Origin of the sequence: Vibrio sinensis (assembly GCF_003605645.1) — a bacterium.
Taxonomy (GTDB): Bacteria; Pseudomonadota; Gammaproteobacteria; order Enterobacterales; family Vibrionaceae; genus Vibrio; species Vibrio sinensis.
Genome location: NZ_QVMU01000005.1, coordinates 30,875 through 50,758, shown reverse-complemented (window position 1 = coordinate 50,758; position 19,884 = coordinate 30,875). Strand labels below are relative to the sequence as shown.

The following is a 19,884-nucleotide window of genomic DNA, read 5'->3' as shown; positions in this document are numbered from 1 at the left end:
GAATAGCGGTATTCTACTGTAATTGTCATCAAGAGACAGTTTGAAGATAGTATTTAGCGATACTTTCATAGTAGGCAGGTAAGGCTTCTTCTAACCAAAAACGCGGTTTTAGAGCATGGCCTGATAGGAAACCGACATGACCACCTTGATCAAATAATCGGTAATCAATGTTATCTGGCAAGATAAACTTTGGGATCACGGCATCAGTCATAAACGGATCATCTTTGGCATGAATGATCTGCGTCGGCAGACGAATTTCATTGAGACGATGAATTCCAGAGCAGCGTTGGTAGTAATCCTCAGCATCTCTAAAACCATGCAGTGGCGCTGTAATTAAGTCGTCAAACTCATAGAGGCGTCGGACTTGTTTTATGTGATTGAGCGAAAGACCGAGTTTTCCCTCTAATAGGTGGTGCTTATGTAACGCGCTATTTTTTAATGAGCGCAATAAGTAGCTTTTATAGAGTTTTGAAAATCCTTTTTCTATTCGCTCAGAGCAAGCCGCTAAATCTAACGGAGCGGAAACCAAGGTGGCTGCGGTAAGCAAAGGGTCATCTGCATATGTTGCTAAGTAATTCGCGAGCATGTTACCGCCGAGTGAAATCCCCACGGCAACTTTAGGTTGGTTTGGGAATAACGTATCGAGATGCGATAAGAATAGTCGAGCATCTTCAATTTCGCCTGAATGATAGGCTCGAGCGAGTTTATTGGGTTTTCCGCTACAGCCGCGAAAATGCATCATAACGGATAACCACCCAGATTGAGCAAAGGCGTTCATCAAACCATTCGCATACGGACTATAAAAGCTACCCTCCAAACCATGGAATAAGACAAAGATGGGTTTGTCATTTGCTTGCTCTGTTTGCCAATCTTCTGACCAAGCGAGATCAAGAAAATCACCATCATGCGTGTTGAGTGTCTGCCACACAGGAGTGAATAGCGCTTTTTTACGAATGAGTCGAGGCGTTAGTGTTTGCAAATGAGGGTTATTCAGTCCGGTTGCAGCAACGAATTGGGTCATGATGTCTACTTCATTTTTAGTTGTTCAGCACTCGTTTCAAACGAGGTAAATAGATGTTCACAGCCTAATTTAAGGCAGTACTGTTGCGTGAGGGGCTTTTCAGTGGCGCGGTATAACGTGAGTGTGTTGATGTGCTCAACAAGATCGGATTGTTGTCGTTGTTCTAATTGCAGTTCAAATTCTAAGGCTTCTCGATAAAGCGGTTCTGATACGTGATTCTTGAGTTTTCTTCTTAGCTCTCGGTAAGGCAGTAATAGGCTTTCCGAATGATCTAATGTGTTTTCTATACTTACCCAATCTTCTGCTTGAATAGTTAATTGATGTTGATCGAGCCATACTAAAAGCAGCAATAAATTGACGTTACCATTGAACTGGTTTTGCAAATTTAAGCACGCCGTTTTTACTTCTCTAATACCATAGTAATTAAGACTAAATTGCCATAATTGTGCAGTGGTGAGTAAAAGTGAGGCGTGCTGTTTGGTCATTATTGGTTAAACTCCATTTCCATTTCTTCAAGAGTTTCTTGATGCCCCATCCATTCAAGCTCGACTTCTTCCAGTGCTGTCTTATTCGTGGCTTGAGAAGCTAGGACTTGAGTAAGTTTAGCCTTATTTTCCGCCTCATACAGTGATATATCTGACAATTGCTCTTCTGCTTCGCTCAGTGCTTGGCTGATTTTGTCCATCTGGTTTTCGAGGCGTGTGATCTCTTTTCGAATTGGTGCAGTTTGTTTTCTAAACTCCGCATCTCTGCGTTTTTGTTCTTTTTTGGCCGCGGCGCTATTGGCACTATTTTTTTCTGGTTGATCTGCTTGAGCTTCACGACGTTCAGCTTTTTGCTGATCAGTTAACCACTTGTAGTAGTCACTGAGATCACCATCGAAAGGCGCAACTTGGCGATCATGTACAAGGTAAAGATCATCTGTGGTGGCTCGGAGTAAGTAGCGGTCGTGCGAGACAATGACCATCGCACCCTCAAATGTTTGCAGTGCAAACGTCAGGGCTTGGCGCATGTCTAAATCCAAGTGGTTGGTTGGTTCATCGAGTAATAGCAAGTTAGGTTTTTGCCATACAACGAGTGCTAATACGAGGCGAGCTTTTTCACCACCAGAGAATGGCGCCACTTTTTCTAGGGCTTTATCCCCTTGAAAACCAAAGCTACCCAAATAATCACGCAATTGTTGTTCTGTGTGCTTAGGCGCAATCTGCATCATATGCTGCAGTGGTGTTTCTTCCGGGTGCAATGTTTCGAGTTGATGCTGAGCAAAGTAACCAATTTTTACGCCCTGTGAATAAGTCAACTCGCCGCTTTGCGGTGTTAATTCTCCAGAGAGTAATTTGATTAGCGTTGATTTACCCGCGCCGTTACGACCAAGCAAACCAATACGACTGCCAGGAACAAGATTAAGGCGAATCTTCTCTAGGATCAGATTATCACCATAGCCTGCAGATACTTCATCCATCATCATGATCGGATTTGGTAGTGCATCAGGTTCACGGAACTCAAAGCTAAATGGGTTATCAAATTGAGCAGGTAGTACCTGTTCCATTTTTTCAAGTGCCTTAATACGGCTTTGGGCCTGGCGTGCTTTTGATGCTTTATAACGGAAACGGTCAATATAGCTCTGCATATGTGCCATGTGCTTTTGCTGCTTCTGGTACATTGCTTGTTGCAGAATTAACTTTTGAGCGCGTTGTGTTTCAAATGAAGAGTAGTTGCCGGTGTATTCATTTAACTGCTGGTTCTCAACGTGAATGATACGTCCAATAATTGGATCTAGGAAATCACGGTCGTGAGAGATTAGAACTAACGTACCAGGGTAGTTTTGCAGCCAACGTTCAAGCCACATAACCGCATCTAAATCTAAGTGGTTCGTTGGTTCATCGAGTAGCAATAGATCAGAGCGACATAATAAGGCTTGAGCTAAGTTAAGACGCATACGCCAACCACCTGAAAACTGTGTCAGGCTCCAACTCATCTGTTCTTGGGAAAAACCTAAGCCATCAAGTAGTTCTGCGGTACGGGCGCGAATACTATAACCACCGATAGTTTCAATTTTGCCATGTAATTCGGCAACCAAATTGCCATTGTCGGCATTTTCAGCTTCGACTAGACGGCGTTCTAAATCGCGGTATTCACGGTCACCATCAATAACATATTCGATTGCGCTACGATCCAGTGCTGGAGTTTCTTGAGCTACCCAAGCGAGTTCCCAGTGTGCTGGCTTGCTAAAGTTACCAGCATCGATGGAGAGTTCATCCTTAATCAAAGCGAATAACGTGGATTTACCGCAGCCATTTTTTCCGACCAAACCGACTTTGTCGCCCGGATGGATAGTGGCTGAGGTTTGCTCTAAAAGCGGTTTGCCGCCGCGCAGTAGTTGGATATCAGAAAAGGTAATCATAGTTTCAGTATTTTAGTGGTGGTGACACATCAAATGGGTGAGGCGATATTATACCCAACTTCTCGTAAGAAGCTCGTTACGAGTCATGGGTATGTCTATTTCTGTCATCGGTTAAAGGAGATTCCACTCGATTGAGGGTTATTGTGTTATGCTTCTCAAGTGCGTATAACAAACTGATAACGAAAAACAAACAGCATTTTTTTACTTTTTAGAACCCAAAGGAATGAGCTCACGGATGACGATGTTTGCCTCGACTAAACCCCAAGTGTTGGTTATTTATGCCCACCCAGAATCTCAAAGTTCGGTCGCGAATCAAACCTTGATCAATAAGATCGAATCACTAGAGCATGTCACGGTGCATGATCTTTATGCCCACTACCCAGATTTTTTTATCGATGTAAATGCCGAGCGTCAACGTCTACTAAAGCATGATGTGATTGTTTTTCAGCACCCACTTTATATGTACTCCTGTCCTGCATTACTAAAAGAGTGGTTGGATCGAGTTCTAGGGAAAGGATTTGCATTTGGTGATGGTAATGCGTTGCAAGGCAAGGTATGGCGCAGTGTGATTACAACTGGCGGCAATAGGGATGCTTTTGGGTCTGAGGGTTATAATAAATATCCTCTTGATCAAATCTTGCAACCTTTCGAACTAACGGCGGCACTTTGCCGAATGAGCTGGTTTGATCCTTTGGTGCTGTATTGGGCGCGTAATGTGTCGGATAGTGAGCGTCATCAACATGCCCATCAATATTATCAGTGGTTAATGAATCCTCTTGCCAGTATGGAGGTTAGCTAATGGCTTTAGAAAATGATTTCTTACAAAGCAGTGCCATTTTTCTTGCTGCCGCTGTTATTGCGGTACCACTAGCTCAACGACTTGGACTGGGTTCGGTTTTAGGCTACTTACTTGCGGGTGTTGCGATTGGTCCATGGGGGTTGGGGCTAATCAGTGATGTTGAAGCCATTTTGCACTTTGCTGAATTTGGTGTGGTCTTGCTGTTGTTCTTGATTGGTTTAGAGCTGAACCCTAGTAAATTGCTACAAATGAAAGGCCCAATCCTTGGCTTAGGGGGAGCGCAAGTCATACTCACCACTGTAACGTTAGCTGGGATCGCTCATTTTTCTGGTTTAACTTGGCAAACCAGTCTAGTGATAGGTATGGGCTTGGCTCTCTCTTCTACGGCAATAGCACTTAAAGTAATAGAAGAACAGGGATTAGCTGGTAGTGAAGCGGGTGAATCTGGCTTTGCTGTGTTGTTATTTCAAGATATTGCTGTGATTCCGATGTTAGCTGTTCTGCCTATATTAGCCGGAAATACAAGCGGTAATTGGTTAGATGCTCTTTGGATGATCGGGGGGGTTGCAGGCCTGCTGGTTGGCGGGCACTTTCTGTTGCGTCCGTTATTTCGCTATGTAGTGACAAGTGGTGTTCGTGAATTATTTACCGTAGCAGCTTTGCTGTTGGTGATTGGTATCGCTTTGATCATGAAACAGCTCGGACTTTCTATGGCATTGGGTGCTTTCTTGGCCGGGGTGTTATTAGCTGAAAGTGAATACCGTCATGAATTAGAAATTGCCATTGAACCTTTTAAAGGATTGCTGCTGGGGCTGTTTTTTATCGCAGTAGGCATGGCCGTCAACTTAGGCTTGCTGGCGCTCCACCCAGTTAAAATTCTATTTTACGTCATGGTATTAATTAGCATCAAAGGACTCATTCTCTATTTTCTAGCTCGTGTTTCCGGAAGCCGTGCTAAGGCTCGTAGTAAAATGGCGGCGATACTAAGCCAAGGGGGGGAGTTTGCGTTTGTTATTTTTACTGCAGCCTCCGCACAAGGGTTATTAACTCCGGAACAAACCTCATTTCTTTTGGTTGTTGTCAGCTTATCTATGGTGACAACACCTTTAATCCTTATGCTACAGAAACGTTGGTATGCTAAAGACCTCAATGATGACGATGAGCAAAATCTTGAGATGGACGTCATTGATAAAGAGCCAAGGGTCATTATTGCAGGCTTTGGACGTTTTGGTCAGATTGTTGGCCGTTTGATGTACGCCAATAAAATAAAACTCACGGTATTAGAAAGCGATGCTAGCCAAATAAAACTACTAAGGAAGTATGGCTACAAAGTCTTTTATGGTGATGCTACCCAACTCGATTTATTGCGTGCAGCTGGAGCGGATAAAGCAGAAGCTCTCGTCATCTGTACAGATTCGCCGGATGAGGTGATGTGTATTGTAGATCTGTGTAAGCAACATTTCCCACAGTTGAAGCTTCTCGCAAGGGCACGAAGTCGAGTGGAAGCTTATCAATTACTTAGCCATGGTGTAGACAACTATTCACGCGAGACGTTTTTGGGAGCTCTCGACTTAGGTCGACAGACGCTGGTGGAGTTAGGAATGCACCCTTATCAAGCAAAGCGAGCCGAAGCGCATTTTCGTAAGATAGATAATGCTATGTTGAAAGAATTATTGCCTCAGCATAATGAAGATAAGCAATTGGCACTGCGAGCGAAAGAAGCACGTAAAGAGTTGGAAGAGATTTTTGATCGTGAGATTGAAGACGACAAACAATCGAAAAAATATTGGGATTAGCTTTACCTAACTCAAGTTAGGGTACCTAGTGAGACGAACATGAAAAAAAGATTTATAGCAGGAGCTCAGTGCCCAGCATGTCAAAAGCAGGACACATTACGTTGGTGGATTGAGAACAATATTGAGTTGGTTGAGTGTGTTGATTGTAATCACCAAGATCAACGAACGCCCCAGGGAGTCGAAAAGACAGAACATGAGAGCGAACAAATGATCGGCATTTTTAAACCAGATTGATTGAGTTTCTTGAATTCATCCCCATAATACCAAGGTTATTGTTTTATTCCCCCGTCGATATGGGGAACTAATCGCCTTGGAGCAATTATGAAAATTGAAAAGAACGTAGTCGTAAGCCTAGCGTACCAACTAAAAGTTGAAGATGCAGTTGTTGATCAATCAACAGCAGACGCTCCACTAGATTACCTACACGGTAACAACAACCTAATCACTGGCCTTGAAAATGCGCTAGAAGGTAAAGTCGCTGGCGACAAGTTCGAAGTAACTGTTGCTCCTGAAGATGCATACGGCGAACACAACGATGAACTTGTTCAACGTGTTCCTGCTAACGTATTCCAAGGTGTTGATCAAATTGAAGTCGGTATGCGTTTCCTAGCGGATACAGACCAAGGTCAAATCCCAGTAGAAATTACTGAAGTTGACGGCGACGAAGTTGTTGTTGATGGTAACCACATGCTTGCTGGTCAAACTCTAACTTTCGTTGTTGAAGTTGTCGCTGTACGTGAAGCAACTGAAGAAGAAATTGCACATGGCCACATCCACCAAGGTGGCGGCTGTTGCGGTGGCCACGATCACGACCATGACCACGAAGGTGGCTGTTGTGGTGGCGAAGAGAAAGGCGATGATCACGAATGCTGCGGTGGCGGCGGTTGTGGTTCTCACTAATCGAGACTGCACGAACGCTGCTCTTGTCTAGATGAGCAGTGTATCGATATAAAGAAGGCGTTGAATGGTAGACACTCAACGCCTTTTTTGTACCTGCTATTCAAACGAGATCGCCCCTAAACCGTATCAAGGCGACACTATTTCCGGAGAGACAAATGACTAAGCCTTTTGCTATTGCCATACATGGTGGAGCTGGAACTATATTATCGAGTCAAATGACTGAGACTCATCATCAACAAATCGTTTCGGCGCTTGAAACGGCTGTCTGTGCTGGCTATCAAGTGTTAAAGCAAGGTGGGGATGCATTAGAAGCTGTCGTTGTTGCCGTCACCCATCTTGAAAATTCACCTCACTTTAACGCTGGATGCGGTTCGGTGTTAACTCATAAAGAGATGGTCGAAATGGACGCGTCAGTTATGTTTGGCGATCAGAAGCAAGTCGGAGCTATCGCGGGTGTTCGCCATATCAAGAACCCAATTACACTCGCTCGAGATGTATTGAAACATAGTCAGCATGTTTTTCTAGTCGGTGATGGCGCGGAAGAGTTTGCGTTTGAACAAGGTCATACCTATACCGAACAAGACTATTTCTTTACTGATCGCCGCTATGAACAATTACAGTCAATGAAAGAGAAAGGGTTATTTGCTCTCTCAGAGTCATCGTATCCTGATGATAAGAAGTTTGGCACGGTTGGTTCGGTGGCACTGGATCAATCAGGTAACTTAGCTGCAGCCACCAGTACGGGAGGAGTGACGAATAAAAAATATGGGCGGGTAGGGGATTCCGCCGTGATTGGAGCGGGAACATTCGCAGAAAATAATAACGTCGCAATTTCAACGACTGGAATGGGTGAGGCTTTTATTCGACATACAGTGGCAAGCGATGTTGCAGCACGTATGCGTTATTTAAATGAAGAGATTAACGTGGCTTGTGATTCAGTGATTCATGGCGAGTTAAAAAACATTGGTGGTGAGGGTGGTTTAATCGCGATTAATGATAAAGGTGAGATACATTTTTCTATGAATAGTTTGGGGATGTATAGAGCGAGTATCGATCTTGATGGGAATGTCAGTGTAAAAATTTATGCAGATGAATAAAAAGCTAACAATCGACTAACGGATAAAAGTGCAGCAATGGTTAATGCTGAACCTTAAATAGTGTGACCAAAAAATGACTGCAAGGAGAGTAATTCGGTGCTAGAATCCTTTTTTAACTAGCAACAGAACTGGAAAGATGGGAAATAACGTAATCGTTCTAGGCACCCAATGGGGTGACGAAGGTAAAGGTAAAATCGTAGACCTTTTAACTGAAGATGCAAAATATGTGGTTCGCTACCAAGGCGGTCACAATGCAGGTCACACTCTTGTAATCGACGGTGAAAAAACCGTTCTTCACTTAATTCCATCAGGTATCCTTCGCAAGAATGTGAAATGCATTATCGGCAACGGTGTAGTGCTATCACCTGACGCATTAATCAAAGAAATGAAGCCTCTTGAAGAGCGCGGCATTGCAGTACGTGACAGTCTTTTCATTTCTGAAGCATGTCCTCTAATTCTTCCTTACCATGTTGCTTTAGACCAAGCGCGCGAAATCGCTCGCGGTAAAAAAGCCATCGGTACGACTGGTCGTGGTATCGGTCCTGCTTACGAAGATAAAGTTGCTCGTCGCGGTCTACGCGTTGGCGACCTATTCGACATGGAATCATTCGCAGAGAAGCTAAAAGAAGTAATGGAATACCATAACTTCGCTCTAGTGAACTACTACAAAGCAGAAGAAGTAAGCTACGAAGAAGTACTTGAGCAAGCGAAAGGCTATGCTGATCTACTAACTTCAATGGTTATCGACGTAACTGACGAACTAGATGCAGCACGTAAGCGCGGCGATAAAATCATGTTCGAAGGCGCGCAAGGTACACTGCTTGATATCGACCACGGTACTTACCCATACGTAACGTCTTCTAACACGACTGCTGGTGGTGTTGCTGCAGGTTCTGGTTTTGGTCCTCGTCACCTAGGTTACATTCTAGGTATCGCGAAAGCATACTGCACACGTGTAGGTGCAGGTCCATTCCCAACAGAACTTTACGATGGTCTTGAAAAGCAAGATCCAGTTGGTAAGCACCTAGGTACAGTTGGTCACGAGTTTGGCGCAACAACGGGTCGTCTACGTCGTACTGGTTGGTTCGATGCTGTCGCTATGCGTCGCGCGATCCAAATCAACTCTGTTACTGGTTTCTGCCTAACTAAGCTTGATGTACTAGATGGTCTAGAAGAGCTAAAAATCTGTACTGGTTACAAGATGGAAGATGGTTCTGTTCTAGAAGTTTCGCCAATGGCTGCTGACGCTTACGAAAAAGTAACGCCAATTTACGAAACTATGCCTGGTTGGTCTGAAAATACATTCGGTGCTAAATCTATCGATGCGCTTCCACAAGCTGCTCTAGATTACATCAAGCGTATTGAAGAACTAACTGGCGTTCCAGTTGATATCATCTCAACTGGTCCAGATCGTAACGAGACTATTATCAAAGTTCACCCATTCAACGTTTAATCGTTTAATGTTTCGTACTAGATAAATTGAAAGCCGACATTGAGTGTCGGCTTTTTTGTATCTGAATCATTGAAAGTACATATTGGTGCTATGCTGAATAACTCATCCGTTGTGGCAAAAAATTGCCACTCGATGGCAAAAATTGTCTAAAGGCTTTGGATGAATTGCCGATAACCATTTTAAGCAGCATGATTAGGTTAGGCGTATTGCCTTGCCCGTTTGTTGTTATCGGAATCAATGAAGAGTGCAGATATGAAGCTACGAACAGTAGCAGTGTCGTTATGTTTGGCATTAAGCTCAAGCTTAAGTTATGCCGCCCAGGTGAACATTGGAGAACCTGTGCCCATTTATAGCGAAACTGAACTGATAAAACTGATAGAAGAAAACAAGCATTTAGAACGAGTTAAATCGGATAACTGCCAGTTGGTGGAAGATATAGTGGCGCGAGCGACCCGTATCAGTTTGCCGTCTTATGAGTTTTTATATGGTGACATGCTTGCATGGGGGGTTTGTGTGGAGCAAGACGTAGAGCTTGGTCTTTACTATATGGAAAATGCCGCACATCAAGGTTTACCGACAGCACTAGAGCAATTGGGACGTTATTACTCTCGTGGGACTCTTGTGCAACAAGATAAAGAGCGAGCAATTCCTTACTTGCGTGAAGCTGCCTCGATGGGGAATTTGAATGCAAGGATTCACCTAGCTGAACTTTTATTACGTGATTACGGTAGCCCACTTGATTACGAAGATGCATATCGTTGGCTGTATAACTCCGCCACGGCCGATCAGCGTCAGCACAAACGTATTACTCGCCTAAGAACAGGTTTAGAGCTGCGTATGCCTGATAATATTATTGCTCGAGCCAAACGCCGAGAAACGTTCTGGTAAAAAACGCACTTTTCATTCGATTTATTCAGATACAAAAAAGCCCACATCAGTGGGCTTTTTTACGAGTCACGCTTTCAATTATTGAACGACTTCACCTGATTCAATAACGGTTTGGCGAACTACATCAGTAAACGCTAGCGCTTCCTTACGGATTTGTTCTTCGTCGACGGTCAGGATCTGGCGATCTTTCATTAGCAATTTACCATCAACAATAGAGTGACGAACGTTCGCTGAGTTTGCAGAGTACACGAGTGCCGAGTATGGGTTATAAACTGGAACCATGTTTGGCGCTTTGGTATCGATAACGATAATGTCCGCCAGTTTTCCAACTTCCAGAGAACCAATCTTATCTTCCATGTGTAGTGCTTTAGCTGCGCCCATTGTTGCCATATCAATGACTTTTAATGGTGGCATCGCTGCGCGGTCTTTATTCACTAGCTTATGAACTTTGGCTACTTGGTTGAATTCATCGATAGTGCTTAGTGTATTACCTGACATTGGGCCATCAGTACCTAGACCAATACGAACGTCCTCATCATACATTTGCAGTGCAGGTGAAACGCCTTTTGCAGATTTGATGTTTGCACTCATGTTGTGTGCCACACCCATATCTGATTTTTTCACTAGCTCGATGTCATTATCATCAACCAAAATCATGTGCGCACCGACCAGATTTTTGTTCAATGCACCAATGCTTTCCATATAAGCGACAGGCGATAGGCCGTTTGAACGCTCAGCAATCACTTGTTGTTCACGGTCTGATTCTGCAAGGTGCATCATTACTGGTACACCTTTCTCAAGAGAAAGCTTGGCTACTTTTTGTAGAGTTTCAGTCGTGTTCGTGTATGGACCGTGTGGGGCGAACGCAGGAGTGATACGTGGATGGTCTTTATATTGCTCAATGAAGTTCAACGTGTAATCAATACCTGCATCAGCATTTTTTGCTGAAGCAACAGGGAACTTGATGATGGTTTCGCCTAAGATCGCGCGCATACCAATTTTGTCGACCGTTTTTGCTACTTCATCTTCAAAATAGTACATATCAGCATAAGTGGTTACGCCGCCTTTTAGCATCTCAACGTTACCTAGGTTTGCACCAATACGAACCATATCACGCGAAACTAACTTAGCTTCTAACGGGAAGATATAGCGGTGTAGGCGATCTGGCACGTCATCGGCCAATGAGCGAAACACGGTCATCGATACGTGAGTGTGTGTGTTAATAAGACCAGGCATGACGATATCGCCATCAACGTCGAGCACTTTATTTGCTTTGTATTGCTTTTCTAAAGATTCATCACCAACGGCAATGATCTTGTTGTCTTTAATCACGACAGTACCATTTTCGTATACGGTTTTATCTTGGTTCATGGTTAGAACCATAGCATCCGTGATCATCAGGTCGACTTTCTCAGCTGCATTGGAAACAGTTGAAAAGAGACCTAAGCTTGCAATAGCTGTAGCTAATAAAGTGCGTTTCATCGTTGTCACTAAACCTATAAAAAGAGAGGGGATAGGAAATTGCGATGAATATGGCAACAAGCTCCCTTATTTGCAATCGTTTGCTTTATAAATTACAAGAAAGTGTGATCTTGATCGGGGTGATTTAGATTGGGATTAAAATGGAGCTACTGGTGAAAATCTCAGCGGAATTGTATTTTTTCCATCAGGTTAACTGTAGCTTGTACAGTTAGTCAGATATACTAGCCCTATACCTTCCTTGCTATAAGTAGGCTTGCCTATGTCAGATAAACTCCAGAACGATCCATTTGCGGTACGTGAAGCGGAGAATTACGAAAATCCAATTCCAAGTCGCGAATTTATTATAGAATTCTTAGAGCAAGCGGGCGTTCCAATGAACCGTAATGATCTCTTTGAAGCGTTGCAATTATCAGGTGAAGAACACTATGAGGGTCTTCGTCGTCGCTTACGTGCGATGGAACGAGATGGTCAGTTAGTCTTTACCCGCCGTCAGTGCTATGCACTGCCAGAGAAACTTGAGTTGATCAAAGGCTACGTAATTGGTCATAAAGATGGCCATGGTTGGGTTCGACCAGATGGTAGCCATGGCAAGGATAATGACATTATGCTGCCGCATCACCAGATGCGAAGCATTATTCATGGCGATTATGTTTTAGTTCAGCCAACGGATAACAGTAAGCGTGGACGACGCGAAGGTCGCCTAGTTCGCGTACTAGAAGAACGTAAATCGCAAATCGTGGGCCGTTTTTTCCTCGAGTATGGTTATTCATATGTAGTTGCTGATGACTCTCGTATCAGTCAAGACATCTTGATCCCTAATGAGCACAAAGGCAGTGCACGAATGGGCAACGTCGTCGTGATTGAGTTGACTGATCGCGGTACTCGCTCTCGTAAAATGATGGGCAAAGTCGTTGAAGTTTTGGGCGAAAACATGGCGCCGGGAATGGAAACGCAAATCGCTATCCGTACACATCAAATTCCTCATGAATGGCCACAAGAAGTCGACAAGCAAATTGAAGGCCTAGGTGAAGAAGTTCCGGAAGAAGCTAAAGTAGGTCGTGTTGACTTACGAGATCTCCCATTAGTTACAATCGATGGTGAAGATGCCCGTGACTTTGATGACGCTGTTTTTTGCGAAGCGAAGAAAAGTGGCGGCTGGCGTTTATGGGTTGCGATTGCTGATGTGAGTTATTACGTAAGACCAGATACAGCACTAGACAAAGAAGCGATTAACCGCGGTAACTCGGTTTATTTCCCATCTCAAGTTGTGCCAATGCTGCCAGAAGTTTTATCTAATGGTTTGTGTTCACTAAACCCACAGGTTGATCGCCTGTGTATGGTGTGTGAAATGACCATCTCGGATACCGGCAAACTGTCTGGTTATAAGCATTATGAAGCAGTAATGAACTCTCATGCTCGTTTGACTTATAACAAAGTGGGTTCGATTCTAGAGGGGGATGAAGAGCTAAGAGATCGCTATCAAGCGGTAGTTCCTCATTTGGAAGAACTGCACAAAATGTACAAAGTACTCAAACTTGCCCGTGACAATCGTGGTGCGATTGAGTTTGAAACGATTGAAACGAAATTTATCTTCAATGCCGAGCGTAAGATTGACCGTATTGAACCTGTCATTCGTAACGACGCACATAAAATCATTGAAGAATGTATGATTTTAGCCAACATCGCTTCAGCATCTTTGGTTGAAAAGGCGAAAGAGCCTGCGTTGTATCGAATCCATGAAACTCCAGGTGAACTTCGTTTGCAGGGGTTCCGTGATTTCCTTGGTGAGTTGGGCTTAAATCTTGGTGGAGGCTTAGAGCCATCACCGACTGATTATGCGGACTTAGTTAAGCAGATTGGTGAGCGCCAAGATAAAGAACTGATCCAGACAATGCTGCTGCGCTCAATGAAGCAGGCAGTATATAACGCAGATAACTGTGGTCACTTTGGCCTAGCATTAAAACGCTATGCACACTTTACCTCACCAATTCGTCGTTATCCTGACTTGTTGCTTCATCGTGCAATTAAATATCTTATTGCTAAAGAGAAAGGGCAGAATCAAGACCGTTGGACTCCGACAGGTGGTTATCATTATTCGTTTGATGATATGGACTTCTACGGCGAGCAATGTTCAACAACAGAGCGTCGTGCTGACGATGCCACTCGAGAAGTGTCTGATTGGCTGAAGTGTGAATACATGCAAGATCACGTTGGTGATGAGCTTGATGGTGTAATTGCCAACGTAACCGGATTTGGTTTCTTTGTGCGCCTGACAGATTTGCATATTGACGGTTTGGTACATATTTCTGCACTAGCTAATGACTACTATCAATTTGATCCTGTTGGTCAAAGACTTATCGGTGAAAGTTTTGGTGCGATCTATCGCTTAGGCGATGCCGTTAAAGTGAAAGTCTTAGCAGTAAACTTAAATGACAAACAAATTGACTTTGAGTTAGTCGAAACTAGCCGTAAGCTACGCGGCAAAGGTAAGACGGCGAAAAAACGCGCAGAAGAAGCGCAGCAGAAAGCCAAAGCGAAAAAACAAGCTTCAACAAAATCGTCGACTAAACCGAGAACGCGAGTCACTCCGGCAATAGAGGCGACTAAGCGACCTGATGGTACAGTAGAAGCAAAAGATGCAGCAAAACCGAAAAAAGTAAGAAAGGCGCGTAAGAAAAAACCAAATAGCCGACCAAGAAAAACCAAGTCTGGCAAAACTTCGACGCCTAGCAATGAGACTAAATAGACCAGAGAAACAGGTTTAATAATGAGTAATGAATTTATTTATGGCATTCATGCTGTAAAAGCTGTTTTAGCAAAAGAGCCTGAACGCTTTATTGAAGCGTATGTGCTCAAAGGCCGTCAAGACGATCGATTAATGCCAATTTTGAATGAGTTACAACGATGTGGTGTTTCTATTCAACAGATGGGGCGTAAGACTCTGGATGATAAAGCCAGTGGTGCAAACCACCAAGGTCTTATTGCTCGTGTAAAACCAGCTAAACAGCTTAACGAAAATGACTTGGACGATATCATCGCGAGCCATGAAGCACCGTTATTGTTGGTTCTTGATGGTGTAACTGACCCGCACAACTTGGGCGCGTGTCTACGTAATGCGGATGCTGCCGGTGTAGCTGCAGTTATTGTGCCTAGAGATAAATCTGCACAATTGAATGCGACGGTAAGTAAAGTTGCTTGTGGTGCAGCAGAAACAGTTCCTCTGGTTCGTGTAACAAATCTTGCGAGAACAATGCGAGCGTTACAAGAAAAGGGGATCTGGTTTGTTGGTACAGCGGGTGAAGCGACACACGATGTTTATCAAGCGAAATTAACTGGACCTCTTGCTATCGTAATGGGTGCAGAAGGGGATGGCATGCGTCGTTTAACTCGCGAAACATGTGATGACCTAATCAAAATTCCAATGGCAGGTAGCGTATCTAGCTTGAACGTATCGGTTGCGTGTGGTGTGTGTTTGTTTGAAGCGGTTCGTCAAAGAATTGTGGCTAAATAAACAAGCGAGTAACAGTTAAACATAGAGGATAAAACAATGTTTTTATCCTCTATTATTCCCATCAAAAATCATCTCATTTTTTTTCCGTTTAATTTTCCAACAGTCCTTGCAAGTAAAACTGTGATCTGTATAATGCATCGCACTGGTTAAGCCAGTTGTGAACCAATGAGCGGTGAGGAGCGAGTTGTTTAGTGATTTATCATCAAACAATCGGTAATGTATACTCAGCTTATGTTCGCAGTTAGTACAATTAGTCTTCTTTCCTTTTAGGTAAACTATTTAGTCAAAAGCAATTCGTTGCTGACTACGTGGGGATTATTAATTCGTTACTAGCTGACAATGCGTCCTAATTTTGGATGCTACGGTTTCACATAAATCAATCGGCATTCTCTCGCCTTACGCGAGTCTGAGTGGCGATATTGTTTGTGTAATTTTTACTAATTGGAGCTCTGTCTCATGCAGAACCAACGTATCCGTATCCGCCTAAAAGCGTTCGATTACAAACTAATCGATGCTTCTACAGCGGAAATCGTTGAAACAGCTAAGCGCACAGGCGCACAGGTTCGTGGTCCAATCCCACTACCTACTCGTAAAGAGCGTTTCACAGTTCTTATCTCTCCACACGTTAACAAAGATGCACGTGATCAGTACGAAATTCGTACTCACAAACGTCTAATCGACATCGTTGAGCCAACAGACAAAACTGTTGATGCTCTGATGCGTCTAGACCTAGCTGCAGGCGTTGACGTTCAAATTAGCCTAGGTTAAGGGAGATTAGAATAATGATTGGTCTAATCGGTCGTAAAGTGGGTATGACCCGCGTATTTACTGAAGATGGCGTTTCTATCCCTGTAACTGTTGTTGAGGTTGAAGCGAACCGTGTAACTCAAGTTAAATCTCTTGAGACTGACGGCTACGCAGCAATCCAAGTTACAGCTGGAACTAAGAAAGCTAACCGCGTTACTAAACCAGAAGCTGGTCACTTTGCTAAAGCAGGTGTTGAAGCTGGTCGCGGTCTTTGGGAATTCCGTTTGGAAAACGATGAAGAGTTCGCAGTTGGCGCTGAGCTAACAGTTGAACTATTCAACGAAACTAAAAAAGTAGACGTTACTGGTACATCTAAAGGTAAGGGCTTCCAAGGCGCTGTTAAGCGTTGGAACTTCCGTACTCAAGATATGACTCACGGTAACTCATTGTCTCACCGTGCACCGGGTTCAATTGGCCAATGTCAAACTCCAGGTCGCGTGTTCAAAGGCAAGAAAATGGCTGGTCACATGGGTGCTGAGCGTGTAACGACTCAAAACCTAGAGATCGTACGTGTTGACGCTGAGCGCAATCTGCTTCTTATTAAAGGTGCAGTACCAGGCGCAGTTGGCGGCAACGTGATCGTTAAACCAGCTATTAAAGCATAACGTCTAGGAGTAAGTAATGGAATTGATGGTTAAAGGTGCTGATGCACTAACTGTTTCCGAAACTACTTTCGGACGTGAGTTCAACGAAGCTCTTGTGCATCAAGTAGTTGTTGCGTACGCAGCAGGTGCTCGCCAAGGTACTCGTGCTCAAAAAACACGTTCAGAAGTTTCTGGCGGTGGCGCTAAGCCATGGCGCCAAAAAGGTACTGGCCGTGCACGTGCTGGTACGATTCGTAGCCCAATCTGGCGTTCAGGTGGTGTTACTTTTGCTGCGAAACCTCAAGATCACAGCCAAAAAGTAAACAAGAAAATGTACCGCGGCGCTATGAAGAGCATTCTTTCTGAGCTAGTTCGTCAAGAGCGTTTAATCGTTGTTGATAACTTCTCTGTAGAAGCTCCAAAAACTAAAGAGCTAGTTGCTAAGCTTAAAGAGCTTGAGCTTAACGATGTACTAATCGTAACTGGCGAAGTAGATGAGAATCTATTCTTAGCGGCTCGTAACCTGTACAAAGTAGATGCACGTGATGTTGCTGGTATTGACCCAGTATCACTAATTGCATTCAACAAAGTACTAATGACTGCTGATGCAGTTAAACAAGTTGAGGAGATGCTAGCATGATCACTGAAGAACGTATCCTAAAAGTTCTACGTGCTCCGCACATCTCTGAAAAAGCAACTATGGCTGCAGAGAAAGCGAACACAATCGTTTTCAAAGTAGCTAAAGATGCAACTAAGAAAGAGATCAAAGCAGCTGTAGAAAAGCTATTTGAAGTTGAAGTTAAGTCTGTAAATACTCTTATTATTAAGGGTAAGACCAAACGTCAAGGTCTACGCCAAGGTCGCCGCAGCGACGTTAAGAAAGCGTACGTTACTTTGAACGAAGGTCAAGATCTTGACTTTGTTGGCGGCGCGGAATAACAGGAGTAGTTGAGAAATGGCTATTGTTAAATGTAAGCCGACTTCCCCTGGTCGTCGTCACGTAGTTAAAGTTGTTAACGCTGACCTGCACAAGGGCAAGCCTTACGCACCTCTTCTAGAGAAAAACTCTAAGAACGGCGGTCGTAACAACAACGGTCGTATTACAGTACGTCACATCGGTGGTGGTCATAAGCAACACTACCGTTTGATTGACTTCAAACGTACTAAAGACGGTATCCCAGCGAAAGTTGAGCGTCTAGAATACGATCCAAACCGTAGCGCAAACATTGCTCTAGTTCTGTACGCAGACGGTGAGCGTCGTTACATTATTGCACCAAAAGGTGTTAAAGCAGGTGATGCTATCCAGTCTGGTGTTGATGCACCAATCAAAGCTGGTAACACTCTACCAATGCGTAACATCCCAGTAGGTTCTACAGTTCACTGTGTTGAATTGAAACCTGGTAAAGGTGCTCAGCTAGCTCGTTCTGCTGGTGCTTACGCTCAAATCGTTGCTCGCGACGGTTCGTATGTAACTATCCGCCTACGTTCTGGCGAAATGCGCAAAGTACTTTCTGAAGGCCGTGCAACAATCGGTGAAGTTGGTAACTCTGAGCATATGCTACGTGAACTTGGTAAAGCTGGTGCTAACCGCTGGCGCGGTGTTCGTCCTACCGTCCGCGGTGTGGTAATGAACCCAGTGGATCACCCACACGGTGGTGGTGAAGGTCGTACATCAGGCGGTCGTCACCCAGTATCACCATGGGGTATGCCAACTAAAGGCTTCAAGACTCGTAAGAACAAACGCACTGACAAGTACATTGTACGTCGTCGTAATAAATAATCTATAAAGAGGAATCGCCATGCCACGTTCTCTCAAGAAAGGTCCTTTTATTGACCTACACTTGCTGAAGAAGGTAGAGAAAGCGGTGGAAAGCGGAGACAAAAAGCCACTTAAGACTTGGTCCCGTCGCTCAATGATCATCCCTACGATGATCGGTTTGACCATCGCTGTCCATAATGGTCGTCAGCACGTTCCAGTTTTCGTTACCGAAGAAATGATCGGTCACAAACTGGGTGAATTTGCACCAACTCGTACTTATCGCGGCCACGCTGCAGATAAGAAAGCGAAGAAGCGTTAAGGAGTAGATGATGGAAGCAGTAGCTAAACATAACTTTGCTCGCATTTCGCCTCAGAAAGCTCGCTTAGTTGCAGATCAAATTCGCGGTAAAAACGTTGATCAAGCACTTGAAATCTTAACATTCAGCAACAAGAAAGCTGCTGTACTAATTAAGAAAGTTCTTGAATCAGCTATCGCGAACGCGGAGCACAACGAAGGTGCGGATATCGACGATCTAAATGTCGCTAAAATCTTCGTAGATGAAGGCCCAACCATGAAGCGTATTATGCCTCGTGCTAAAGGTCGTGCGGATCGTATCTTGAAGCGTTCAAGCCACATCACTGTTGTTGTAGCAGATCGCTAAGAGACTAGGAGAGTAAGCAATGGGTCAAAAAGTACATCCTAATGGTATTCGTCTAGGCATCGTTAAGCCTTGGAATGCTACATGGTTTGCTAATACCAAAGATTTCGCTGACAACCTAGACGGCGACTTCAAGGTACGTCAGTTCCTAACTAAGGAACTAGCAAAAGCGTCACTATCACGCATCGTTATCGAGCGTCCAGCTAAGAGCATCCGTGTGACTATTCACACTGCTCGTCCTGGCGTTGTTATCGGTAAGAAAGGTGAAGACGTTGAGAAACTACGCACAGCTGTAGCGAAAATCGCAGGTGTACCAGCGCAAATTAACATCGCTGAAGTACGTAAGCCTGAGCTTGACGCTCAACTTGTTGGTGATAGCATCGCGTCTCAGCTAGAGCGTCGCGTTATGTTCCGTCGTGCTATGAAGCGCGCGGTACAAAATGCTATGCGTCTAGGCGCTAAAGGTATCAAAGTGGAAGTAAGCGGTCGTCTAGGCGGCGCTGAAATTGCACGTTCAGAGTGGTACCGTGAAGGCCGTGTGCCTCTACACACTCTACGTGCTGACATTGATTACGCAACTTCTTCGGCTCACACCCAATACGGTGTAATCGGCATTAAAACTTGGATCTTCAAAGGTGAAATCCTAGGTGGTATGCCAGCAGCTAACGCTGTAGAGCCTAAGGCTGACAAGCCTAAGAAGCAGCGTAAAGGCCGTAAGTAAGGA

21 protein-coding genes are annotated in these 19,884 nt (G+C 44.2%); 17 read left to right on the top strand and 4 right to left on the bottom strand.

The genetic code is table 11. The features are described from left to right. Window positions 1–28: 28 nt before the first annotated feature. The 3 genes from DZ860_RS07785 to DZ860_RS07775 are packed head-to-tail and all read right to left on the bottom strand — an operon-like array spanning window position 29 to window position 3,425. Complete coding sequence (locus tag DZ860_RS07785) at window positions 29–1,021, bottom strand: hydrolase (protein ID WP_120030366.1); 993 nt, start codon at window positions 1,019–1,021, stop codon at window positions 29–31. Between the two features lie 5 nt (window positions 1,022–1,026). Then, window positions 1,027–1,506: a TIGR02444 family protein gene (locus DZ860_RS07780; protein ID WP_120030365.1), complete on the bottom strand. Its 480-nt coding sequence runs from the start codon at window positions 1,504–1,506 to the stop codon at window positions 1,027–1,029. Continuing rightward, a complete protein-coding gene (locus tag DZ860_RS07775) occupies window positions 1,506–3,425 on the bottom strand; it encodes an ABC transporter ATP-binding protein (RefSeq protein WP_120030364.1) in 1,920 nt (639 codons plus the stop codon). Before DZ860_RS07775 ends, DZ860_RS07780 begins: the two co-directional genes overlap by 1 nt. Before the next feature lie 235 nt (window positions 3,426–3,660). Between DZ860_RS07775 and kefG the strand changes: the two genes are divergently transcribed. The 7 genes from kefG to motX all read left to right on the top strand — a co-directional run bounded on the left by kefG (window position 3,661) and on the right by motX (window position 10,358). Next, a complete protein-coding gene (kefG, locus tag DZ860_RS07770) occupies window positions 3,661–4,224 on the top strand; it encodes a glutathione-regulated potassium-efflux system ancillary protein KefG (RefSeq protein ID WP_120030363.1) in 564 nt (187 codons plus the stop codon). Next, window positions 4,224–6,020 carry a glutathione-regulated potassium-efflux system protein KefB gene (gene kefB / locus DZ860_RS07765; RefSeq protein ID WP_120030362.1) on the top strand — a complete coding sequence of 599 codons (1,797 nt, stop codon included), beginning with the start codon at window positions 4,224–4,226 and terminating at the stop codon, window positions 6,018–6,020. Before kefG ends, kefB begins: the two co-directional genes overlap by 1 nt. Window positions 6,021–6,059: 39 nt before the next feature. Continuing rightward, window positions 6,060–6,254, top strand: coding sequence for a YheV family putative zinc ribbon protein (locus DZ860_RS07760; RefSeq protein ID WP_120030361.1), 195 nt, complete (start codon window positions 6,060–6,062; stop codon window positions 6,252–6,254). Window positions 6,255–6,341: 87 nt separating this feature from the next. After that, entirely contained in the window at window positions 6,342–6,920 is a 579-nt protein-coding gene (gene slyD / locus DZ860_RS07755; protein WP_120030360.1) for a peptidylprolyl isomerase, read from the top strand. A 155-nt stretch (window positions 6,921–7,075) separates the two neighbouring features. Continuing rightward, the gene (locus tag DZ860_RS07750; RefSeq protein ID WP_120030359.1) at window positions 7,076–8,017 is read left to right on the top strand and encodes an isoaspartyl peptidase/L-asparaginase family protein; all 942 of its coding nucleotides are present in this window, start codon (window positions 7,076–7,078) and stop codon (window positions 8,015–8,017) included. A gap of 136 nt (window positions 8,018–8,153) precedes the next feature. After that, the gene (locus DZ860_RS07745) at window positions 8,154–9,470 is read left to right on the top strand and encodes an adenylosuccinate synthase (protein WP_120030358.1); all 1,317 of its coding nucleotides are present in this window, start codon (window positions 8,154–8,156) and stop codon (window positions 9,468–9,470) included. Between the two features lie 252 nt (window positions 9,471–9,722). Further along, window positions 9,723–10,358 carry a flagellar protein MotX gene (gene motX, locus DZ860_RS07740; RefSeq protein ID WP_120030527.1) on the top strand — a complete coding sequence of 212 codons (636 nt, stop codon included), beginning with the start codon at window positions 9,723–9,725 and terminating at the stop codon, window positions 10,356–10,358. 78 nt (window positions 10,359–10,436) lie between these two features. On the opposite strand, the gene DZ860_RS07735 is transcribed toward motX, so the two are convergent. After that, window positions 10,437–11,840 (bottom strand): amidohydrolase, encoded by a 1,404-nt coding sequence (locus DZ860_RS07735; RefSeq protein ID WP_120030357.1) that lies wholly within the window; start codon window positions 11,838–11,840, stop codon window positions 10,437–10,439. A 259-nt stretch (window positions 11,841–12,099) separates the two neighbouring features. On the opposite strand from DZ860_RS07735, the gene rnr reads away from it, so the two are divergent. The 10 genes from rnr (at window position 12,100) to rpsC (ending at window position 19,881) form a co-directional block, all read left to right on the top strand. Then, window positions 12,100–14,586: a ribonuclease R gene (gene rnr / locus DZ860_RS07730; protein WP_120030356.1), complete on the top strand. Its 2,487-nt coding sequence runs from the start codon at window positions 12,100–12,102 to the stop codon at window positions 14,584–14,586. A gap of 21 nt (window positions 14,587–14,607) precedes the next feature. After that, on the top strand, window positions 14,608–15,351 hold the full coding sequence (gene rlmB, locus DZ860_RS07725; protein WP_120030355.1) for a 23S rRNA (guanosine(2251)-2'-O)-methyltransferase RlmB: 744 nt from the start codon (window positions 14,608–14,610) through the stop codon (window positions 15,349–15,351). A 456-nt stretch (window positions 15,352–15,807) separates the two neighbouring features. Then, entirely contained in the window at window positions 15,808–16,119 is a 312-nt protein-coding gene (rpsJ, locus tag DZ860_RS07720) for a 30S ribosomal protein S10 (RefSeq protein WP_001181007.1), read from the top strand. 14 nt (window positions 16,120–16,133) lie between these two features. After that, window positions 16,134–16,763, top strand: a complete 630-nt coding sequence (gene rplC / locus DZ860_RS07715; protein WP_120030354.1) for a 50S ribosomal protein L3 — start codon at window positions 16,134–16,136, stop codon at window positions 16,761–16,763. Window positions 16,764–16,779: 16 nt separating this feature from the next. Next, a complete protein-coding gene (gene rplD, locus DZ860_RS07710) occupies window positions 16,780–17,382 on the top strand; it encodes a 50S ribosomal protein L4 (protein ID WP_005597132.1) in 603 nt (200 codons plus the stop codon). Further along, complete coding sequence (rplW, locus tag DZ860_RS07705; protein WP_120030353.1) at window positions 17,379–17,681, top strand: 50S ribosomal protein L23; 303 nt, start codon at window positions 17,379–17,381, stop codon at window positions 17,679–17,681. Before rplD ends, rplW begins: the two co-directional genes overlap by 4 nt. Before the next feature lie 16 nt (window positions 17,682–17,697). Next, a complete protein-coding gene (gene rplB, locus DZ860_RS07700) occupies window positions 17,698–18,522 on the top strand; it encodes a 50S ribosomal protein L2 (RefSeq protein WP_120030352.1) in 825 nt (274 codons plus the stop codon). A gap of 19 nt (window positions 18,523–18,541) precedes the next feature. Further along, window positions 18,542–18,820: a 30S ribosomal protein S19 gene (rpsS, locus tag DZ860_RS07695; protein WP_011078827.1), complete on the top strand. Its 279-nt coding sequence runs from the start codon at window positions 18,542–18,544 to the stop codon at window positions 18,818–18,820. Window positions 18,821–18,830: 10 nt separating this feature from the next. Continuing rightward, window positions 18,831–19,163, top strand: a complete 333-nt coding sequence (rplV, locus tag DZ860_RS07690; protein ID WP_120030351.1) for a 50S ribosomal protein L22 — start codon at window positions 18,831–18,833, stop codon at window positions 19,161–19,163. Window positions 19,164–19,182: 19 nt separating this feature from the next. After that, window positions 19,183–19,881, top strand: a complete 699-nt coding sequence (gene rpsC / locus DZ860_RS07685; protein WP_120030350.1) for a 30S ribosomal protein S3 — start codon at window positions 19,183–19,185, stop codon at window positions 19,879–19,881. The last annotated feature ends 3 nt before the right edge of the window (window positions 19,882–19,884 follow it).